The organism is Pigmentiphaga sp. H8 (assembly GCF_003854895.1).
Classification (GTDB): Bacteria; Pseudomonadota; Gammaproteobacteria; order Burkholderiales; family Burkholderiaceae_B; genus Pigmentiphaga.
In genome coordinates this window covers 4,449,879-4,469,971 of sequence record NZ_CP033966.1, presented here as the reverse complement: position 1 = coordinate 4,469,971, position 20,093 = coordinate 4,449,879, and the positions used below count along the sequence as shown (strand labels likewise).

Below are 20,093 nucleotides of genomic sequence, written 5' to 3'. Positions count from 1 at the left end.
CCGGCCGCGCGCGACAGTCGATCGTCGAGGTCAGCGATGAAACTCTATGTACTGTCATTGGGGGCCGGCCTCTTGGTCGGCATCGTCTACAGCCTGCTGAACGTCCGCTCGCCCGCGCCTCCGCTGGTGGCCCTGGTCGGCCTGCTGGGCATCCTGGTGGGCGAACAGGTCATCCCCGTCGGCAAGCAGTGGCTGGCCGGGTCCGCGTTCATGTCCGCTTGCGACAAGTCCTCGGCCGTCGCGCACGTGTTCGGCCAACTGCCCGGCCGCAACCAGGCCGCGCCTTCCACCCGGTCCACCGAGGAGCAATCATGAGCGCATCCACCGCCGACCTCATCCTGCGGCATGGCCGCATCACCACGTTGGATCGGGCCAATCCGTCGGCCTGCGCCGTCGCGGTCAAGGACGGGCGTTTCCTGGCCGTGGGCGACGATCGGGAAATCATGGCCCTGGCGGGGCCGGCGACCCGGATCGTCGATCTGGGCGGCCGCGGCGTGCTACCCGGATTGATCGACAACCACACCCACGTGATACGCGGCGGGCTCAACTTCAACATGGAGCTGCGCTGGGATGGCGTGCGTTCGCTGGCCGACGCGATGGACATGCTGCGCCGGCAGGTCGCGATCACGCCGCCCCCGCAGTGGGTGCGCGTGGTGGGCGGTTTCACCGAGCACCAGTTCGCCGAGAAACGCCTGCCGACCATCGCCGAGATCAACGCGGTGGCGCCCGATACGCCGGTCTTCCTGCTGCACCTGTATGACCGCGCGCTGCTCAACGGCGCGGCGCTGCGAGCGGTAGGCTATACCAGGGATACGCCCGAGCCGCCGGGCGGAGAGATCACGCGCGACGCCCAGGGCAATCCCACGGGGCTGTTGCTGGCCAAGCCGAACGCGCAGATCCTGTACGCCACGCTGGCCAAGGGCCCCACGCTGCCGTTCGACTACCAGGTCAACTCCACGCGGCACTTCATGCGCGAGCTGAACCGGCTGGGGGTGACCGGCGTGATCGATGCCGGAGGTGGTTTCCAGAACTACCCCGACGATTACGCGGTGGTTCGGAAACTGGCCGACGACGGCCAACTGACGGTACGCCTGGCCTACAACCTGTTCACGCAGAAGCCGAAACACGAGAAGGAGGATTTCCTGAACTGGACCTCCAGCGTTACATACAAGCAGGGCGATGATTACTTTCGCCACAACGGCGCGGGCGAGATGCTGGTGTTCTCGGCCGCCGATTTCGAGGACTTTCGCCAGCCGCGTCCCGAGATGCCGCCGCAGATGGAAGGCGACCTGGAGGAAGTGGTGCGCATTCTGGCGCAGAACCGCTGGCCGTGGCGCCTGCATGCCACCTACGACGAGACCATTTCGCGCGCGCTGGACGTGTTCGAGAAGGTCGACCGCGACATTCCGCTGAAGGGCCTGAACTGGTTCTTCGATCATGCCGAGACCATCTCCGACCGGTCCATCGACCGCATCGCGGCGCTGGGCGGGGGGATTGCCGTGCAGCATCGCATGGCCTACCAGGGCGAGTATTTCGTCGAACGCTACGGCGCCGCCGCGGCCGAGGCCACGCCGCCCATCGCCCGCATGCTGGAGAAGGGCGTGAAGGTGTCGGCGGGCACCGATGCCACGCGCGTGGCGTCCTACAACCCCTGGGTGTCGTTGGCCTGGATGATCACCGGCAAGACGGTGGGCGGGCTGTCGCTGTATCCGCGGCGCAATTGCCTGGATCGCGAGACGGCGCTGCGCATGTGGACCGAGAAGGTGGCCTGGTTCTCGAACGAGGAAGGACGGCGGGGCCGTATCGCCCCTGGGCAGTTGGCCGACCTGATCGTGCCCGACAAGGATTTCTTCGCCTGCGGCGAGGACGAGATCTCCTTCCTGACCTCGGAGCTGACCATGGTGGGCGGGCGCATCGTCTACGGCGCGGGTGGCTTTGCCGGCCTGGACGACAACCCGTTGCCGCCGCCGATGCCGGACTGGTCTCCCGCGCGCGTGTTTGGCGGCTATGGCGCCTGGGGCGAGCCCGAGGGCGCGGGCCGCCATTCGCTGGGCTACCGCCGGGTGGCCGCGTGCGGCTGCGCGCAGGCCTGCGGCCTGCATGGGCACGAGCATGCCCGGGCCTGGGCGTCGAAGCTGCCGGTGTCCGATGCGCGGGGTTTCTTCGGAGCGCTGGGCTGCTCCTGCTGGGCCGTCTGAGGAGGACGCGACGTGAGCGAAGCGGTCAAGAGCACTTCCCAGGGCGGCTTCGGTCCGCTGAAGCAGAAGCTGTTCGCCGTGCTGTGGGGCGCGACGATCATCGGCAACACCGGCAGCTTCATCCGCGACGTGGCCAGTTCCTGGCTGATGACGGACCTGTCGACCTCGCCCACGGCGGTCGCCATGGTGCAGGCCGCCGCCACGCTGCCCGTCTTCCTCCTGGCCATTCCGGCCGGCGTGCTGTCGGACATCCTGGACCGGCGCAAATTCCTGATCGCGATCCAGGTGCTGCTGGCCTGCGTCAGTATCAGCCTGATGCTGCTCACGGCCTGGGGCTTGCAGACCATCGGTTCGCTGGTCGCGCTGACCTTCCTCGGCGGCATCGGGGCGGCGCTGATGGGGCCGACCTGGCAGGCCATCGTGCCCGAGCTGGTGGACAAGAAGGACATCAAGAATGGCGTGGCGCTGAACTCGCTCGGCATCAACATCGCGCGCGCCATCGGCCCCGCGCTGGGCGGCTTGATCCTGGCGAGCCTGGGCGGTGCGGTCACCTACGGCGTGGACGTCATCAGCTATGCCTTCGTGATCGCCGCGCTGCTGTGGTGGCGCCGGCCGCCCACGCCGCACGACGAACTGTCGGAGCAGTTCCCGGGCGCGTTCCGGGCGGGATTGCGCTATGCGCGGGCCAGCCGTGAACTGCACGTCGTGCTGGTGCGCGCGTTCTGTTTCTTCGCGCTGGCCAGTTCGGTCTGGGCGTTGCTGCCGCTGGTGGCGCGCGGGCTGCTGGGGGGCGGGGCGGGGTTCTACGGCATTCTGCTGGGCGCCGTGGGCATGGGCGCGATCGGCGGGGCCGTGGCCATGCCCAAGCTGCGCGACAAGCTGGATGCCGACGGCCTGCTGTTGATGGCGGCGCTGGTGACGGCGGCGGTCATGGCTGGCTTGTCCTTCGCGCCGCCGCAGTGGTTGGCGGTGGTGGGCCTGCTGGTGCTGGGGGCGGCGTGGATCACCGCACTGACCACGCTCAACGGCACGGCGCAGGCCATCCTGCCCAACTGGGTGCGCGGTCGTTCGCTGGCCGTCTACCTGACCGTGTTCAATGGCGCGATGACCGCTGGCAGCCTGGCCTGGGGCGCGGTGGCCGAGTGGGTAGGCGTGCCCGCCGCCTTGCTGGCGGGCGCCGCGGGGCTGGTGATCGTGGGCGTGGTGTCCCACGTGCTCAAGCTACCCAAGGGCGAGGCCGACCTGGTGCCCTCGAATCACTGGCCCGAACCCTTGACGGCCGCACCGGTGGAGAATGACAGGGGGCCGGTGCTGATCCTGGTCGAGTACCGGATCGACCCCGCCGATCGCGTGGCCTTCCTGCGCGTGCTGGAGCGGCTATCGGCCGAGCGGCGCCGCGATGGGGCCTATGCCTGGGGTGTGACCGAAGACGCGGCCGAGCCGGGGCTGATGCTGGAATGGTTCCAGGTGGAGTCCTGGGCCGAGCATCTGCGCCAGCACAAGCGGGTCTCGAAGGCCGATGCCGATATCCAGGCGGAGGTGCTGCACTTTCACCGGGGGCCGGAGCGGCCCGCGGTGCGCCACCTATTGGCGGTTCATAGCCGGACGGCAATCTGATCGTATGTGTCCGAGATGTCGATCGTCTCGGTCGCGGGTTCTTCGCCGGCGTGCCAGGCCTCGGCTTGCTGGCTGTCCTGCAGAGCGGCCTCGGCGGCGGCCGGGCAGTCGGTCTGCAGTCCGCCGGGGTAGAGCATGAAGCCTTGCGGAATGCCGAGCTGGCTGAAGCGCATGACCCACCGGGTCTGGCATCGCAGGCAGACATAGCGGAGCTGATAGACGGGTGGGGGTTGCGAAGGATCCTGCGTGGTGCGTGCGACTTCCGTGGCTTCGAGACGAAGGTGGGAGTGCGGCGGGCAGTTGGGCTGGCAATCGAACAGCTGATCGCAGCTCTTGCAGACAAGGGAACTGAGTTTCATGCGTGCTTCCTTGGCCGAGCGCTAGGGGCTCTGCGGCTAAGCCGAGATGACGCACGGGCATGGGTCTTGGATAGAAGGATGGCGGACAGGCTCTTGGCGAGCGCTTTTCACAGGCTCGTTCGGAGGATAAAGAGGTGTCGCGTGCTTGGGTAGGCAAAGCTCCCGATACTAGCCATCGGTTCCATCGGGGCGCGGTCGCGGCGGCCGCGCCCCGGACCGCTCAACGCGCCGGTTGCAGCGTGATGCTGTCCGCCTTCAGGCTGTCGACCTTTTGCCGGCTGAAGGCCATGGGGAAGAGTTCCCCCTTGACCCACAGCGGCAGCAGGTTCTTGTAGTAGGGGCTTTCGGGATCGGATGACTGGCCCGGCACGTTCATGGCCAGCGAGTTGTCCCAGTTGCCCACATCGATGGCCTGCCGGTAGGACGCGCCGTGGATCTTGCGGAAATCGGCGCCATAGGCGCCCAGGTACACCGTCTCGATGTTGCCGCTCATCGGATAGCGTTCGGTCCCCAGCGCGGCGCGCTGGCCGGCCGGCAGCAGCGCCGCCAGCTGGTGGTCGAACTTGATGTGGAACAGGTCCCCCCATTTCCACTTGGCGGGATCGTTGCCCAGCACCTCCTTCAGGTTGGCGAGCCCCGCCTTCAGCGCATCGACCAGCAGCGCGTCGCGGCCCTGGACGGGTTCAGCACCGAAGGTCGCGTCGGGTTCCTTGAGCTTGTTCATCACCAGCCGCTTGTCCAGGTCGCCGAACGTGTCGCGGCTGGCGGCCGGCACGTACAGGTCCGAGACCTTGGCGACGATGACGTACTGCCAGAACTCATAGATGGTGGCGGCCACCGAGTCGGCGGACATGCGGTGGTTCCAGGCCTTGAGCCGTTGCAGCGCGTCGGCGACCTCGGCATCGGGCGAGGACAGGCCCGATGCCAGGCCCATCAGCTCGCGCGCGGGGATGGACAGATCGTCGTACTGCAGCTTGGCCGTGTCCTGTACGGTCAGGCCGCGCGCGCTGCCCAGGACCTCGCCGATGCGCTGCACCCGATTCGGGTCCGACCATTCGCGTGCCGACATGTCCTTGCGCGCATAGTCGTCCGGCACGTTGTACTCGTTGGCCGTGGCGTAGAACCCCTTGGCCGGATTCAGCACGCGCGGCAGCGAGGTGCCCGGCAGGATGCCGTCCCATTCGTAGGTGCCGTCGCCCGGGACCGGTAGCAGGCCCGACCATCCGGCCTTGGGCCGGATGGGGGCGAGCGCGCCGCCGAACCAGCCGATGTTGCCGTTCACGTCGGCATACACCATGTTCTCGCCGGGGGTGTAGTGGCGAGCCATGCCGGCGGTGAACTCGTCCCAGTTCCGCGCCTGGTTCAGGCGCAGGCTGGCCAGGTAGGCGGCGGTGCCGGGAAACTCCAGGTAGGCGGCGCGCACGGCGTAGGCCTTGCCCCGGGCGGCGTCCTCGTGCAGCACGGGGCCGTGGCGGGTGAATTTGATCGTCGCCTTCACGTCGGCCTGGCCCCGCACCTTGATCGTTTCCTCGATCCGGCGCATCTTTTCCCACTTGCCCTGGTAGCGGTATTCGTCGCGGTTGGCGGGATTGGTCTCGTAGACGTACAGGTCCTCCTCGTCGCCGAACGAGAAGATGGTCAGGCCGAAGGCGACGCGGTCGTTGTGTCCGATGGATACGCCGGGCAGCGCCGGCTCGCCCGCGCCGATGACGTTCCAGCCGGGCGAGTTCAGGTGCACCATGTAGCGCAGCGAAGGCATGGACAGGGCCCGGTGCGGATCGTTGGACAGGATGGGTCTGCCCGATGCGGTGCGCGCGCCCGAGATCGTCCAGTTGTTGCTCTCGTAGCGGGCGATGCGGCGCGTGTTGGCGCGGGCCATGCCCTCGGCCGCGCTGCTGGCGGCGGCGGGCTCGTCGGGACCCGACAAGGCCTTGGCCAGCGTGTCGCGGGCCTTCGCGCCCAACGGACTGCCGGGGAAGTCGCTGGCCTGGAAGCGCGCGGCGGCATGGCCGAGGTTGTAGGCGTTCATGATCGAGCCATCGATCTGCGACAGGTCCACGCCGCCGGGCACCTGCAGGTCGATGGGCGGTTCGAACAGGCTGAGTTCCTGCACCTTCTTCGCGCCCATCGCCGTGACGTCGCGCGCGAGAGCGACTTCGGAACCGATGTTGCGGGTGATGCCGTACTTGCGCACCAGCACCGTTTCCGGACGCCAGTGGCCGGGTTCCGTGCCTGTGAGCCGGAATTCCAGGGGTAGCCTGGACGGATCGGCCTTCACCTGGTCGATGTAGGCGTTGATGCCGGCCACGAAAGCGGAAATGATGGCCTGGCTTTGCGGATGGTAGCTGGCGTATTCCTTTTCCAGGTCGCCCCGGTACAGGAACATCCGGGCCGCCCGGTCGGCTTCGACGAAGCGCGGCCCGAACTGTTCGGCCATCCTGCCTTCGCCCTGGCGGCGCCATTGGTCCAGTTGCCACAGCCGGTCGCGCGCGGCGTTGTAGCCCTGCGCGTAGAACATGTCTTCCTGGTTCTTGGCGTAGATGTGCGATACGCCGTATTTGTCGCGGATGATCTCGACGCTTTCCTTCAGGCCGGGAAGCGTGTTGCCGCCGCCGGGCGGCGGTGCCGGATCGTCGTCTCCTCCGCCGCAAGCGGCCAAGAGCAGCGCGGCGCTGACCGAACAGGCCGTGGCGGTTCGTCTCCATGCGTGGTCCATCGATGTCTCCTGTCTAAAGGATAGATATGTGCCGCGCATTGCGAGCCGGAGCACGGTGGGGCTTTAGCAGGCGACGTACCCAGCCGGCAGGATCGTGCCATCCGGGCCTAACGCATTGATAGGAATGAGGATTTCTCTTTCGACGGGAGGGAATGGGCGGCACCGCTTTCCGGGATTCCGCATAAAGCGGGGCGGCGGGTTGGCGGGCCGCCGGAACGGCGGGCGCCGGTTGCCTAGGCCTGGGCGGCTAGCGGCCTGCCGCGTAATGCGCCGGGCGGCTGCCCGACCACGCGCTTGAAGGCCCGGCTGAAGGCGGCCAGCGAACCGTAGCCCAGGCGGTAGGCCACCGTTTCGAGGGGCTGGCGTTCCCGTTCTATCCATTGCACGGCAAGCTGCATGCGCAGTTCGGTCAGGTAGCGCAGCGGCGTCATGCCGGTCACGGCCAGGAAGCGTTCGGCAAAGACCGAGCGGGAGCTGCCCATCTGCGCCGCCAGCTCCGCGACCGTCCAGGGGCGGCCCGGATCGCGGTGCAGCGCGACGATGACCTTGCCCAGGCGGGGGTCGCGCAGCGCCTGCACCCAGCCCGTGGCATCGCCGCATCCGCACTCGACCCAGCCGCGCACGATGAAGGCGGACACCACGTCCGCCAGCCGCGCGAGGATGCCGGCGAAACCGGCGCGCCGTGTCCGCGCCTCGCGCTCCATGGCATCGAGCATGGGCCGGATTTCGGGGTAACGGTCGAGCAGGGTGCCAACCAGCATGACTTCGGGCATCGAGGCCACGAGCATCTGCATGCCGCCCAGATGGAACTCCATGCAGCCGCTGAAGACCAGCGGACCGCCGGCCGGGCAGGCGACCGGCTTGACCGCGCAGACCTGCTCGCAGATGTCGACCGACTCGAAGGCGGCGATGTCCCGGCTGGGCGTCTCGGGCGAGGACAGCAGTTCGTGCATCCCGCCATGCGGCAGCAGCACGGCATCACCTGTGTCGAGCCGGTGCAGCGCCCGGCTCGCGGTGCGCAGCAGCAGCGGGCCGCGGCCGACGAAGTGGAACTGCGCGCGCCCCGGCGCCTGGCCGAAACGCACGCCGCAGGGGGGCGCGAGTTCGATCCGCCGGTACTGGACGCCAACCAGCCGCATGCCGAGCAGCAGCTCACTGGCGGGATCGAAGTCGGGGACGGGTTGCAGGTCGGGCGTGTCCATGATTTCCGGACGATAGATCAATAAAACAGGATTCTACGTCATAGACAGTCCTGGCGTGCGGCCGATACGCTGCGGTTTTCGGCAATCCTGGAAGTCGTCATGAGTGAATGCATTTCTCCCGGCCGCCTGGCCGCCGCGCCGGACCGGCCCGCCTGGGGCGCGGTATTCGGGTTGGCGCTGGGCGTGTTCGGCCTGGTCACGGCCGAGTTCCTGCCCGCCAGCCTGCTGACGCCGATGGCCGCCAGCCTGGGGGTGACCGAGGGTCTGGCGGGGCAGACGGTGACGGCGACCTCGGCGGTCGCGCTGGTTGCCAGCCTCCTGATCGCGGCGGCGACGCGCGGCATCGACCGCAGGTGGGTGTTGATGGCGTTTTCCGTCCTGCTGATCGCCTCGAACCTGCTGGTCGCCTTCGCGCCCAGCCTGGCTGTCATCCTGTTGGGACGGGTGCTGCTGGGCATCGCCATCGGCGGGTTCTGGACGATGTCGGCCGCGACGGCGATGCGGCTCGTGCCCGAGGCCATGGTGCCGCGTGCGTTGTCCCTGATCTTCGGCGGCGTGTCGGTCGCGACGATCGCGGCGGCGCCGCTGGGCAGCTATTTCGGCCATCTGCTCGGATGGCGCAACGTCTTCCTGCTGGCCACGTCGCTGGGCGTGGTGGCGTTGATATGGCAGGCCCTGACCTTGCCGCGCATGGCGCCCTCGGGCACCACGCGCCTGGGCACGCTGGTCGATGTGTTGCGGCGGCCGGGCGTGGCGCTGGGCATGGGGGCCTGTATCATGGTTTTCACCGGGCACTTCGCCTTCTTCACCTATCTGCGGCCGTTCCTGGAAAGCGTGCCCGGCGTGGACGTCAACGGCCTGTCGGCCATGCTGCTGGGATTCGGCGTGGCCAATTTCGTCGGCACGTCGCTGTCGGGCCTGCTGCTGCAGCGCAGCCTGCGCATGACGCTGCTGCTGATGCCGCTGGCGATGGGCGGCATCGGCCTGGTTCTGGCCGCCACGGGGACGCTGCCCTGGATCGCGGCCGTGCTGGTCGCGCTGTGGGGCATGGCCTTCGGCGCGGTACCGGTGGCCTGGTCCACCTGGTTGACGCGGGTCGTGCCCGACGAGGCCGAGAGCGGCGGCGGGCTGATCGTGGCGGCCGTGCAACTGGCCATCACCGTAGGCGCGGCCGCAGGCGGCGTGGTGTTCGACGCGGGAGGCGCGCACGGCGTCTTCGCGGCCAGCGCGATGCTGCTGCTGGGGGCGGCGCTGGTGGTGTTCAGGGGGTTCTGGCGGCGGCCGGTACTGGCCGCCGCGCCCCTGGCCCGATAAGGCGCCAGGCCCGCGGCCGGTACGCTAGCCCAGGCCGGCGTTGGCGCCCAGCACCGCGAGGGCGGTCATGTTGATGATGCGGCGGACCGTCGCGCTGGACGTCAGGATGTGCACCGGCGCGTTCACGCCCAGCAGGAAGGGCCCCACCGCCACGTTGCCGCCAGCGGCGGTCTTGAGCAGGTTGTAGGCGATGTTGCCCGCGTCCACGTTGGGGCAGACCAGCAGGTTGGCTTCGCCCTTCAGCGTGGAGGACGGCAGAATGCGCAGCCGCAGGGCCTCGTCCAGCGCGCAGTCGCCGTGCATTTCGCCGTCGACCTCCAGGTCCGGCGCCTGTTCGCGCAGCAGTTCCAGCGCGCGGCGCATCTTGCCGCCCGAGGCGGAACTGCCCGAGCCGAAGTTCGAGCGCGACAGCAGCGCGGTCTTGGGTGCCAGGTCCAGCCGGCGCATGGCCTCGGCCGCCGCCTGCGTGTATTCGGCGATCTGCTCGGCGCTGGGGTCGTCGTTGACGTGCGTGTCCACCAGCGCGATGGTCCGTTCGTTCAGCAGCAGGATGTTCATCGCGGCGTAGACGCCGTGTCCGGGCCGCCGGCCGATGACCTCGTCGACGAAACGCAGGTGGTCGTGGTAGGCGCCCACGGTGCCGCAGATCATGCCGTCGGCGTCGCCCAGGTGAACCATCATGGCGCCGATCAGGGTCATGCGGCGGCGCATCTCCACGCGCGCCATCTCCTTGGTGATGCCGCGGCGGCACATCTTTTCCCAGTACGTCGTCCAGTACTGGTGAAAGCGTTCGTCGAACTCGGGATTGGTCACCTCGACGTCCTGGCCCAGGCGCAGACGCAGCCCGAATTTCTCGATGCGCGCGAGCAGCACGGCGGGGCGGCCGACCAGGATGGGCTTGGCCAGCCCTTCGTCCACGATCACCTGCACGGCCCGCAGCACGCGCTCGTCCTCGCCCTCGGTGAACACGATGCGGGCCTTGCCGCCGTCGCGCACGAAACGCTTGGCGTTGGCAAACAGCGGCTTCATGAAGGCGCCTGAGCGGTAGACGAACTGCTGCAACTGCTCGGCATACGCGTCCAGGTCCGCCAGCGGGCGGGTCGCCACGCCGCTCGCCATCGCGGCGGCGGCCACGGCGGGTGCGATGCGCACGATCAGGCGCGGATCGAAGGGCTTGGGGATCAGGTAGTCGGGGCCGAAGCGCAGGTCATAGGTGCCGTACGCGGCGGCCACCACCTCGTTCTGTTCTTCCTCGGCCAGGGCGGCGATGGCGTGGACCGCGGCTTTCTCCATTTCGCGCGTGATCGTGGAGGCGCCTACGTCCAGCGCGCCCCGGAAGATGTAGGGAAAGCACAGCACGTTGTTGACCTGGTTGGGAAAATCCGAGCGCCCCGTGGCCATGACCACGTCGTCGCGCACGGCGTGGGCGGCGTCGGGAAGAATCTCGGGCGTGGGGTTGGCCAGCGCCAGGATCAGCGGCCGGGCGGCCATGGCCGCCACCATGCCGGGCTTGAGCACGCCGCCGGCCGACAGCCCCAGGAACACGTCCGCGCCGGCGATGACCTCGGCCAGCGTGCGGGCGTCGGTCGGCTGCGCGAAGGACGCCTTCTGTTCGTCCATCAGCACCGTGCGTCCCTCGTACACCACGCCTTCGATGTCGGTGACCCAGATGTTCTCGCGCGGCAGGCCCAGGTCCATCATCAATTCCAGGCAGGCCAGGGCCGCGGCGCCCGCGCCTGAGGTCACGACCTTGACCTGTCCGATGTCCTTGCCGACCACCTTCAGGCCGTTGATGAACGCGGCGCTGACCGTGATGGCGGTGCCGTGCTGGTCGTCGTGGAAGACGGGGATCGTCATGCGCTCGCGCAGCTTGCGCTCGACGGCGAAGCACTCGGGCGCCTTGATGTCCTCGAGATTGATCCCGCCGAAGGTCGGGCCCAGCGAGGCGATGATGTCCACCAGCTTGTCCGGGTCGGTCTCGTCGATCTCGATGTCGAATACGTCGATGCCGGCGAATTTCTTGAACAGCACGGCCTTGCCTTCCATGACCGGCTTGGAAGCCAGCGGGCCGATGTTGCCCAGGCCCAGCACCGCGGTGCCGTTGGAGATCACGCCCACCAGGTTGCCGCGGGCGGTGTAGCGGAAGGCATTGGCGGGGTCGGCGACGATTTCCTCGCAAGCGGCGGCGACGCCCGGCGTGTAGGCCAGGGCGAGGTCGCGCTGCGTGACCAGCGGCTTGGTCGGGTAGATCGACACTTTTCCCGGAACGGGGAATTCATGGTAGTCGAGGGCGGCCTGGCGAATCGTGGTGCTCATCTTCCTGTCCTTCCGTGCCTCTGGGGCATAGGGTTGCATCAAGATCCAGCCATTCTAGGCAGCGGTTATCATTGAAATATTCTGATTGACGATGTATCCATAATATTTAGCTGATATCTTGGCGATTCCAGGCATGCCAGATTCCGGTTTTCCCTCTGATGACGTCGTCCGCCGGTTGGTTTCCCGGCTGAAGATGCGCCATCTGCAACTGATCGTGCAGGTCCACCGGCTCGGCTCCCTGACACGGGTGGCCGAACTGATGGCCACCAGCCAGCCGGCGGTGACCAATGCCTTGTCGGAACTGGAAGCCATGTTCGGCGCGCCGCTGTTCGTCCGCACGGCGCGCGGCATGGCGCCCACCGACATCGGGCGGATCGTGGCGGGCCGGGCGCGGGCCATGCTGCAGGACCTGGGGCATCTGGTCCGCGATATGGAGGCTTCCAGCGCGGGCCTGGCCGCGCGCTTGCACGTGGGGGTGACGCCCTTCGTGTCCGGGCGGCTGGTGGCCGAGGTCGTCTCCGCCGTGCAGGCGGAGCCCCGGCGGCTGGCCGTGCGCATCCACGACGGCACCAGCGAGAGCCTGTTGCGCGCGCTGCGCGATCACGCGCTGGACGTGGTCATCGCGCGGGCAAGTCCCATGCTGGATTTGCAGGGGCTGGCGTTCGAGCCGTTGTACCGCCAGCAGGCCCGGCTGATCAGCAACCGGCGCCTGGCGGCGCAACTGGGGCGCGCGCCGCTTTCATGGCACCGCCTGGCCGAACTCGACTGGGTCCTGGGCGAACCCCACACCGCGCTGCGCGAGCAGGTCGCCGGCCTGTTCATCGGGGCGGGCGTCACGCCGCCCGTGCCCGTCACCGAAGGCTACTCCGCCAAGCTCATCGGCGAGATCATCGCCGCGTCCGAGCGCGCGGTCTCGCTGCTGCCCGCCGACATTGCCGAAGAACTGGTGCACGTGGCGGGCGTGGCCATCGTCCCGTATTCCATCGCCTGGAGCCTGCCGCCGATCGCGGCCATCGTGCGCGAGGACAGCGGCGAGAACGAATCGCACCGGCGTTTCCTGGAGGCCGTGCGCCAGGCTTGCGGCGGCATGCGGCGGGACGCCCCGGATCCGGGGCGGCAGACCGAGTTCTGACGAGCGGCTAGCGCGCGCCGGCTTGGAGCAGGATGCGCTCGATGGCGGTGAAACCGCGTTGGCGGGCATGCCGCAGCGGGGTGACGCCGTTGCCGTCGGCCAGGTTCACATCGGCATGCGCATCGACCAGCAGGCGGACGATGTCCGTGTGGCGGGCGCCGCCCGTGCCCAGGATGATGGCTTCGAGCAGCGCGGTCCAGTGCAGATTGTTGACGTGGTTCACGTCCACGCCCGCCTTGATCAGCATGCGGACCGTCTCGACGTGGCCGCGTTCGGCGGCCGGGATCAGCGCCGTGCCGCCGTAGCGGTTGGTGCTTTTCAGGTCCGCCCCATGCGCCAGCGTCATCCGGAGGATTTCGTCGTGCCCCCGCGCGCCCGCATACAGGTAGGGGCTGTCGTTGATCCTGTCCTTGGCGTTGACGTCGGCGCCCGCGTCGATCAGGGCCCGGGCCGCTTCCACGTTGTTGCGGTGGGTGGCGGCCAGCAGGGGAGTGGCGCCCGCGGCATCGCGCGCTTCGATGTCCGCCCCCTGGCCGATCAGGGTGCGGACGTCGGCGGCCGTGCCCCGTTCGGCGGCGGCGCGCAACTGGCCGTCCAGGCTGGCGCCGTTCACGGGCGCCGACAGCGAGGCGAGCAGGGTCGCTGCGACCCCGAGGTGGATGGATAGGCGCTTCCACAGCATGCACGAGTCTCCTTGGATGAACGGAGACGTGATGTTAAGAGCGCCGTGGCGGATTGGAAAATCGTATATATGAATGGGCCGCAGTGGAAAAAGCTATGAATCCGGCAGGGTCAGGTGCGGTGCGCGGCCGGGTTGTCCACGGCCACCAATCGCAGGGGGTGGACGAATAGCGTCGCCTGGCAGCCGTGGCACCGGAAAAGCCGTCGCCCCGGGACGAGCCGCAGCCAGAAGCCCCGGGGCAGGCGCGATTTGCGTGCTTGGCACGGGCAAGGACGAAAAAGCATGGGAATCCTCAGGACTGTCCCGGCCACGTGCCGGGACAGCAATTAGAGGATGGGGCGAGTCCGGCGGCTATCCCGAGAAATGGGTAATCGGGGGCAGGTGGACGCGCAGGCGCGTGCCGCCCGCGTCCGACTCGATCTCCAGTCGTCCGCCTATGCGGGCGATGCGGGCCCGCATGCTGCGCAGCCCGATGCCCGCCATGGGGTGGTCGGCCAGCCCGACGTCGAATCCCGCGCCGTCGTCCTCGACGCTCAGCGCCAATACTCCGTGGCCGGCATCGCCCAGGGTCACGGTGATCGCGCTCGCGCGGCTGTGCTTGATCACGTTGGTCAAGGCTTCTTCAAGAAAGCGGGTCAGGGCGAGCAGGCGGGCCGGGTCCGGCTCCGCGGGCCAGTTCCCGGCGATCCGCCAGGCGCACCGGACCTCTTGTTCGTCGAACAGTTCGCCGTAGCGGCGCCGCAGCGGCGCGATCCAGTCCGCAGGCGAGGCCACGGCCGCGGGAGTGGCCGCGAAGCTCTGGTCCAGGATCTGCCGCAGGTCGTCCCGCAGGCTTTTCAGGATGGACACGTAGTGCTGCGGCGGCAGCGTGGCGTTGCCTGTTTCCGCCATGACGATGGATCGCACCAGCGAGCTGCCCAGGCCGTCATGCAGGTCGTGGGAGATCTGCAGCCGCTCGCTCAGCCGGGCATTGGCCACTTCCAGCTCGTGCTGCCGGCCCAGCGTGTGCGTGAGTTCCCGCCGGGCCCGGTCGACGTGGTCGGCCAGTTCGCGGTTGAACCTTTCCACGCGTCCGAGGGTGGTGGTGAAGCTCCAGGCCAGGACCAGGGCCATGCCTATCATCATCAACGGCGCGGTGGCGGAGGTGTAGCCATGGACGTCGTCGATGATGCGCAGGAAGGCCAGCATGTCGTGGGTGACGGCCACCAGGAAACTCAGCATGCAGGCCGCCAGGAACAGGTGTTCGGGGCGGCGCGTGCGCAAGGCGTGCAGCTGGAATTGCACGCAGGTTCCGACGAACACGGCGGCATAACCCATCGCCACCAGATAGAACACGATCTTGGGCTGGACCGGCCCCAGTGCCAGCAGCGCGACGCACACCGCGCCCGTGAGGGTCCACAGCGCCCTTTCCAGGCGCGGGAACCGCTGGCCGCCGAAGCGCCAGGCGAACATGGCGAAGGCGCTGCAATAGATGGTGAACACCAGGGTGATCCACGTGGACCAGCCGTGCGTGGTGGCGAATGGCCAGGGGGAAGTGACGGCCGAATTCAGGCCGAACAGCAGCCAGGCCAGCGATGTCAGCGCATACCATCCATAGGCCTGCTCGTTGCGCCGCAGAAGCCAGACCACCAGGAAGAAGCAGCCCAGCGTGATGGAGATGATCAGGTTGACCTGCGGGAGGACGCGCCGCAGCAGCCATTCCCGTTCGTAGAGCGGGCGGATTTCGTCGGGCGGGCCGACGTGTACGCCGCCCAGCCCGGAGCTGTAGCGGTCGTAGCCCACTGCCCTGAACCACAAGGTGTTGGTGCCGGCGCGCAGCGCCGAGGGCGGCAGCAGGGAGTAGCGTGGCAGGTTCCAGCCGCGCGACAGGGGTTCGACCAGGCTTGCGTCCGCCCAGAGCGTATCGTCGTTGAGACGTCCCGCGCCTGCCATCGAGAGGTATTCGAGGAAGACGGCCACGGCCTGGCCGGGGCAGTGCGTCCATTCGACGCGGTACCAGACCGTGCCGTCATACCCGGGCCAGCGCGTCGACCAGATGTCGGGCAGGGTGACGGTCTCCCAGCCCGTGGCGGGCGGCATGTCGGGGGCGTGGTCCGCGCGCGCGGCGCTGATGGAGGAAATCGCCGGACGGCAGGCTTCCGCGCGGATCGTGTCCGCCAGGCCCAGCCAGAGCGCCAGGATTACAGCAAGCCAAGCGAGCGCGCTTCGTGGATCGCGCGCGTGCGGGACGTGACCGCTAGTTTCCGATAGATGTTCTTGATGTGGCATGCGGCGGTGTGGGGGGAGACGAACAGCTGCTCGGCGATCTCGCGATTGGTGTGGCCCTGGGCGACCAGTTCGAGGATTTCCCGCTCGCGTTTGCTCAGCGGCGCCTCGGCCGGTGCCGGGACGGGCGAGGCGGGCGGGGGTAGCAGCGCCAGCAGGCGCCGGGCGACGAACGGGTCGATGGGCGCGCCGCCGCGCAGCACGCTGCGCAGGGACATCGTGATTTCCAGGTCGTCGCGTTCCTTCAGGACGTAGCCGGTGGCGCCCAGTTTCAGTGCCGCGAGGATCATGTCCTCGGTGGTGCAGGCCGAGATCACCAGGATGGCGGTCCGGGCATCGCGCCTGTGCAGCGTTTCGATCAACTCCAGGCCACTGCCGTCCGGCAGGCCGAGATCGATCAGGGCGAGCGCGAAGCGGGCGTTGCCGTCGAAGTGGAAGCGGGCCTCGGCCAGCGTGGCGCATGAGACCAGCGCGCCTGGGGGGTAGCCGAGCCCGGTCAGCAGACTCAGGATCCGTTGGCGCATCGAGGGCTCGTCTTCGACGACGAGGACCGGTGCGGAAAGAGGGAGGTCGGTCATGGTGAAACGGAACTGGCGGGCCGGGAACTTTCCGTCGGCCGTGTCCCGTGCCTGGCAAGGGACGGTAACGCGATGTTGCGGATATGAGGACTGTACCACCACGAAATGAAAAACGGCCGCGCCGGCGGGTCCCGTGGGGATTCCGCCGGCGCGGCCGTACGTCCGGACCCCGGTGTCAGGCGTCCTGCCAGACCTCGGACGGAATCAGCACGCTGCCTTCGAACAGCCGGCGGGCGGTGCGGATCACCGCGGCGCGCCGGATGGCGGGCGTGGCGCTGACCAGGTCCACGTCGAGGTCGATGGAGATCGTGCCGGACGGATGCTCGATGCGCACCACGCCCTGCGGCGGCGTGCTGTCCAGGCCCGACAGCCGGGATGCGATGGTGCCCGGCACTGCGCAGGCGGAAGCCACGCACAGCGCGCCGGTGACGGCGTGCGCGCGGTGGCAGGAATAGGGCACGAAGTAGCGCGACGAGATCGTGCCGCCGTTCTGCGGTTCGGCCAGCAGCCCGATCTTGGGCACGACCGACGCGCTGACGTCGCCCAGCCCCATCAATTCGCCCGCCTTGCGCCGGATGGCCTCCATCCTGGCGATCAGCGCGGTGTCGGCATCGAGGTCCTCGGCGCTTTCATGGCCGGTCTTGCCCAGTTGCGCCGCCGAGAACAGCACCATGGGCATGGCGACGTCCACGCAGCTGACTTCGATGCCGTCGATCACATCCAGCGGCCGGCCGGTGGGCAGCAGCTTGCCGGTGATGGAGCCGATGGCGCTGCGGAAGTTCAGCTTGACGGGCGCGGCGGTGCCGGGCACACCGTCGATCGCCGCATCGCCCGAGTAGGTCACCGAGCCGCCCGGCGTCTGCACGATGGCGTGGACTTCCGCCTGCGTGTTGACGTTGAAGATGCGCACGGTCGTCTCGTCGCCCTGCGCCGGCACCAGTCCGGCGTCGATGGCGTAGGGGCCGACCGCGCCCAGGATGTTGCCGCAGTTCGGGCGCGTGTCGACCAGGCGTTCGTTCACCAGGACCTGGGCGAACAGGTAGTCGACGTCTATGCCGGGGCGCTGCGAGGGGCTGATGATGGCGACCTTGCTGGTGAAGGGCGTGGCGCCGCCGATGCCGTCCACCTGGTAGGAATGGGGCGATCCCATGGCGGCCAGCAGCACCTCGTCGCGTCGCGCCGGATCGGACGGAAGGTCCGAGGCCAGAAAGAAAGGCCCGCGCGAGGTCCCGCCTCGCATCATGACGCACGGTATCTTCGTCTGCATGGTCATTCCACCTGGATCTTGGCGTCGGTCACGACGCGCTTCCAGAGCGTCAACTCCTTCTGGATCTGCGCCATCAACTGCTCGGGCTTGCCGATGGCGGGTTCTTCGCCGTTGGCCTTCAGTTGCTCCACGGTTTCAGGTAGCGCCAGCGCGGTGTTCATTTCCTTGTTCAGCCGCTGCTGGATGTCGGCGGGCAGGCCCTTGGGGGCGATCAGCCCGTACCAGACGATCACCTCGTAGCCCGGCACGCCGGCCTCGGCCACCGTGGGGATGGACGGCTCGGCCTGGATGCGCTTGGGCAGCGTCTCGGCCACGACCTTCAGCCGGCCGCTTTTCATGTAGGGAAAGGCGGCGCCCGCGGTGCTGAAGAAGAGGTCGGTCTGGCCCGCCACGGTGTCCGTCAGGGCCGGGGCCGTGCCGCGGTAGGGCACGTGGGTCATCTCGATGCCGGCGGTGCGCTGGAACAGTTCCGTGGCCAGGTGGGAGATGCCGCCCTGGCCGGACGAGGCGTAGGTCAGGCCGCCCTTCTTGGTCTTGGCGAGCTGGATCAGGTCGGCCAGACTGTTGACCGGCAGCGTGGTCGGCACCGAGATCAGGAGCGGGCCGCGCGCGATCATGCCGATGGGCGTGATGTCCTTGATCGGGTCGAACTTGATGGGATAGAGGCTGGGATTGACGGAATAGCTGTTGGAGATCAGCGTGAGCGTGTAGCCGTCGGGATCGGCCTTCACGCCGGCTTCCACGCCCAGCTTGCCGCCGGCACCGGCGCGGTTCTCGATCACCACCGGCTGGCCCAGCGAGTCGCCCAGGCGCCGGCCCAGAGTGCGGGCGATGGCGTCGTTGCCGCCGCCGGGGGCGAAGGGCACGATCAGCTTGATGGGCTTGGTCGGATAGTCGGCTGCCTGCGCGGCCTGCCACGAGGTCGCGGCCAGCGTGCCCAGCATCGCGGACAGCAGGGTGCGGCGCAAGGCCTTGAACGCCGAACCGGCGCGAGGCGTGAGGGGGTACGTCATGTAGGTCTCCGGGGACGGTTCTTGTGTCTGGAATGGTTGAACTGCCGAGCAAGGCGCGTGCCATGGGCCGCGGCCAGCGGGGTATCCAGCGACAAGCCTTTGATTCGTATGAAATTTCGAAGCGCGGCCGCGGTTCATGGTGGAGCGCTTCGGAATAGGTGGTGTTTCAATAATGTAACGTGTTTCGCCGAAACGGCATCATCGCCCGGTGGGCGCGTAGACCTCGCCCCGCATCAGCCGGCGCGCGGTACGCGTGACGGTGGTGCTTGCGACATGCGGTCGTGGTCCGCCGCTGACGGCGGCGCCTACCGGCAGCGAACCCGAGGCGTGGCCGATGACGATGTCGCGGCCGTCCGCGGGCACGCGGCCCAGTTCGGCGCCCAGGGTGCCGGGCAGGCGGACGCAGGCCGCCAGGCACATCGCGCCCGTCAGCGGCGTTGCCCGGTGCGGCTGGCCGGCCGAGAACATGCGGGCGGTGATGTCCACGTCCCGGGCCTGCAGCGGGGCGCCCGAGGGCAGCACCACGTCGGCGGGCGGCGACAGCAGGCAGACCAGCGGCAGGTTGCGCAGGCGCGTGCGCGCCTCGTCCTCGGTGGCGAGCCCCATCAGGACGGCGGCGGCCACGCGCAGTTCCTCGCATTGCCGGACCAGGTCCGGCCGCGCGTCGATCTGCGCCGCCGATTCGGTGCCGGCCAGGCCGAAGTCGGCGGCGCGCGCGAAGACCGTCGGATTGGAGACGTCGATGCACGAGACCTCGATCGTGCCCACGCCGGGGATCGTCACGGTGTCGCGCGCGGCGCCGGTGGGGAACAGCTTGCCGGTCGTGGCGCCGCCCGGGTCCAGGAAGGACAGCCGGATGGGCGAGCCGGTGCCCGCCACGCCGGGCAGCACGAAATCGCCGGCGACCGCGGCGCGGCCGCCGCTAAGGGCGAAATCGGCCACGATGATCTTGCCGGTGTTGGTGTTGTGGATGCGGACCGAGGCGCGGTCGCCCGATGCCCGCACCAGGCCTTCGTCCACGGCATAGGGGCCGATGGCCGCCGAGATGTTGCCGCAGTTGCCCCGGTACTGGACCAGCGGCGCGTCGATCGCGACCTGGCCGAAGGTGTAGTCCACGTCGGCATCGTCGCGCGAAGGCGCGCCCACCACGGCGATCTTGGACAGCGACGAGATGCCTCCGCCCAGGCCGTCCAGTTGCCGCTTGCCGGGATCCGGGCTGCCCAGCGTGGCCAGGAAGACATGGTCGCGGGCGTCGCGGCCGGCGGGCAGGTCGCGGTCGTGAAAGATCAGGGCGCGGCTGGTGCCGCCGCGCATGTAGACGGCTGGATAGGCTGATTGGGGCATCGAAGTCTCCGAATGGGATGGCCGCCTGTTGCAAGGCCCATGCCAGCCGGCTCCATGGTGCGGGAGCCCGGCACGGCGCGGCAACGGACG

The 20,093-nt window shown here is 68.6% G+C and carries 15 protein-coding genes; 5 read left to right on the top strand and 10 right to left on the bottom strand.

The genetic code is table 11. From position 1 onward, the window contains the following. The first annotated feature begins 36 nt into the window (after nucleotides 1–36). The 3 genes from EGT29_RS21075 to EGT29_RS21065 are packed head-to-tail and all read left to right on the top strand — an operon-like array spanning nucleotide 37 to nucleotide 3,815. On the top strand, nucleotides 37–315 hold the full coding sequence (locus tag EGT29_RS21075) for a XapX domain-containing protein (protein ID WP_124690816.1): 279 nt from the start codon (nucleotides 37–39) through the stop codon (nucleotides 313–315). Then, the gene (locus EGT29_RS21070; RefSeq protein ID WP_124690815.1) at nucleotides 312–2,198 is read left to right on the top strand and encodes an amidohydrolase; all 1,887 of its coding nucleotides are present in this window, start codon (nucleotides 312–314) and stop codon (nucleotides 2,196–2,198) included. Before EGT29_RS21075 ends, EGT29_RS21070 begins: the two co-directional genes overlap by 4 nt. A 12-nt stretch (nucleotides 2,199–2,210) precedes the next feature. Continuing rightward, nucleotides 2,211–3,815, top strand: a complete 1,605-nt coding sequence (locus EGT29_RS21065; protein ID WP_124690814.1) for an MFS transporter — start codon at nucleotides 2,211–2,213, stop codon at nucleotides 3,813–3,815. Here EGT29_RS21065 and EGT29_RS21060 read toward each other — a convergent pair. The 3 genes from EGT29_RS21060 to EGT29_RS21050 form a co-directional block, all read right to left on the bottom strand. Continuing rightward, nucleotides 3,794–4,174 (bottom strand): hypothetical protein, encoded by a 381-nt coding sequence (locus EGT29_RS21060; RefSeq protein WP_124690813.1) that lies wholly within the window; start codon nucleotides 4,172–4,174, stop codon nucleotides 3,794–3,796. The genes EGT29_RS21065 and EGT29_RS21060 overlap by 22 nt on opposite strands. A 220-nt stretch (nucleotides 4,175–4,394) precedes the next feature. After that, nucleotides 4,395–6,890 carry a penicillin acylase family protein gene (locus EGT29_RS21055; protein WP_124690812.1) on the bottom strand — a complete coding sequence of 832 codons (2,496 nt, stop codon included), beginning with the start codon at nucleotides 6,888–6,890 and terminating at the stop codon, nucleotides 4,395–4,397. 233 nt (nucleotides 6,891–7,123) lie between these two features. Then, complete coding sequence (locus EGT29_RS21050) at nucleotides 7,124–8,092, bottom strand: AraC family transcriptional regulator (RefSeq protein ID WP_124690811.1); 969 nt, start codon at nucleotides 8,090–8,092, stop codon at nucleotides 7,124–7,126. Nucleotides 8,093–8,191: 99 nt separating this feature from the next. On the opposite strand from EGT29_RS21050, the gene EGT29_RS21045 reads away from it, so the two are divergent. After that, entirely contained in the window at nucleotides 8,192–9,406 is a 1,215-nt protein-coding gene (locus tag EGT29_RS21045; protein WP_124690810.1) for an MFS transporter, read from the top strand. A 24-nt stretch (nucleotides 9,407–9,430) separates the two neighbouring features. Here EGT29_RS21045 and EGT29_RS21040 read toward each other — a convergent pair whose 3' ends face one another. Beyond that, entirely contained in the window at nucleotides 9,431–11,722 is a 2,292-nt protein-coding gene (locus EGT29_RS21040; RefSeq protein ID WP_124690809.1) for an NADP-dependent malic enzyme, read from the bottom strand. Nucleotides 11,723–11,855: 133 nt separating this feature from the next. Between EGT29_RS21040 and EGT29_RS21035 the strand changes: the two genes are divergently transcribed. Next, nucleotides 11,856–12,854, top strand: coding sequence for a LysR substrate-binding domain-containing protein (locus tag EGT29_RS21035; RefSeq protein WP_124690808.1), 999 nt, complete (start codon nucleotides 11,856–11,858; stop codon nucleotides 12,852–12,854). A 7-nt stretch (nucleotides 12,855–12,861) separates the two neighbouring features. On the opposite strand, the gene EGT29_RS21030 is transcribed toward EGT29_RS21035, so the two are convergent. The 6 genes from EGT29_RS21030 to EGT29_RS21005 form a co-directional block, all read right to left on the bottom strand. Next, nucleotides 12,862–13,536: an ankyrin repeat domain-containing protein gene (locus EGT29_RS21030; protein ID WP_124690807.1), complete on the bottom strand. Its 675-nt coding sequence runs from the start codon at nucleotides 13,534–13,536 to the stop codon at nucleotides 12,862–12,864. A gap of 351 nt (nucleotides 13,537–13,887) precedes the next feature. Next, a complete protein-coding gene (locus EGT29_RS21025) occupies nucleotides 13,888–15,615 on the bottom strand; it encodes an ATP-binding protein (protein ID WP_161567899.1) in 1,728 nt (575 codons plus the stop codon). Nucleotides 15,616–15,716: 101 nt separating this feature from the next. Further along, a complete protein-coding gene (locus EGT29_RS21020) occupies nucleotides 15,717–16,379 on the bottom strand; it encodes a response regulator transcription factor (RefSeq protein ID WP_124690805.1) in 663 nt (220 codons plus the stop codon). A gap of 175 nt (nucleotides 16,380–16,554) precedes the next feature. After that, a complete protein-coding gene (locus EGT29_RS21015; protein ID WP_124690804.1) occupies nucleotides 16,555–17,646 on the bottom strand; it encodes a 4-oxalomesaconate tautomerase in 1,092 nt (363 codons plus the stop codon). 2 nt (nucleotides 17,647–17,648) lie between these two features. Next, the gene (locus EGT29_RS21010) at nucleotides 17,649–18,659 is read right to left on the bottom strand and encodes a tripartite tricarboxylate transporter substrate binding protein (RefSeq protein ID WP_124690803.1); all 1,011 of its coding nucleotides are present in this window, start codon (nucleotides 18,657–18,659) and stop codon (nucleotides 17,649–17,651) included. Nucleotides 18,660–18,857: 198 nt separating this feature from the next. After that, nucleotides 18,858–20,003, bottom strand: a complete 1,146-nt coding sequence (locus tag EGT29_RS21005; protein WP_124690802.1) for a 2-methylaconitate cis-trans isomerase PrpF family protein — start codon at nucleotides 20,001–20,003, stop codon at nucleotides 18,858–18,860. Nucleotides 20,004–20,093 lie beyond the last annotated feature (90 nt).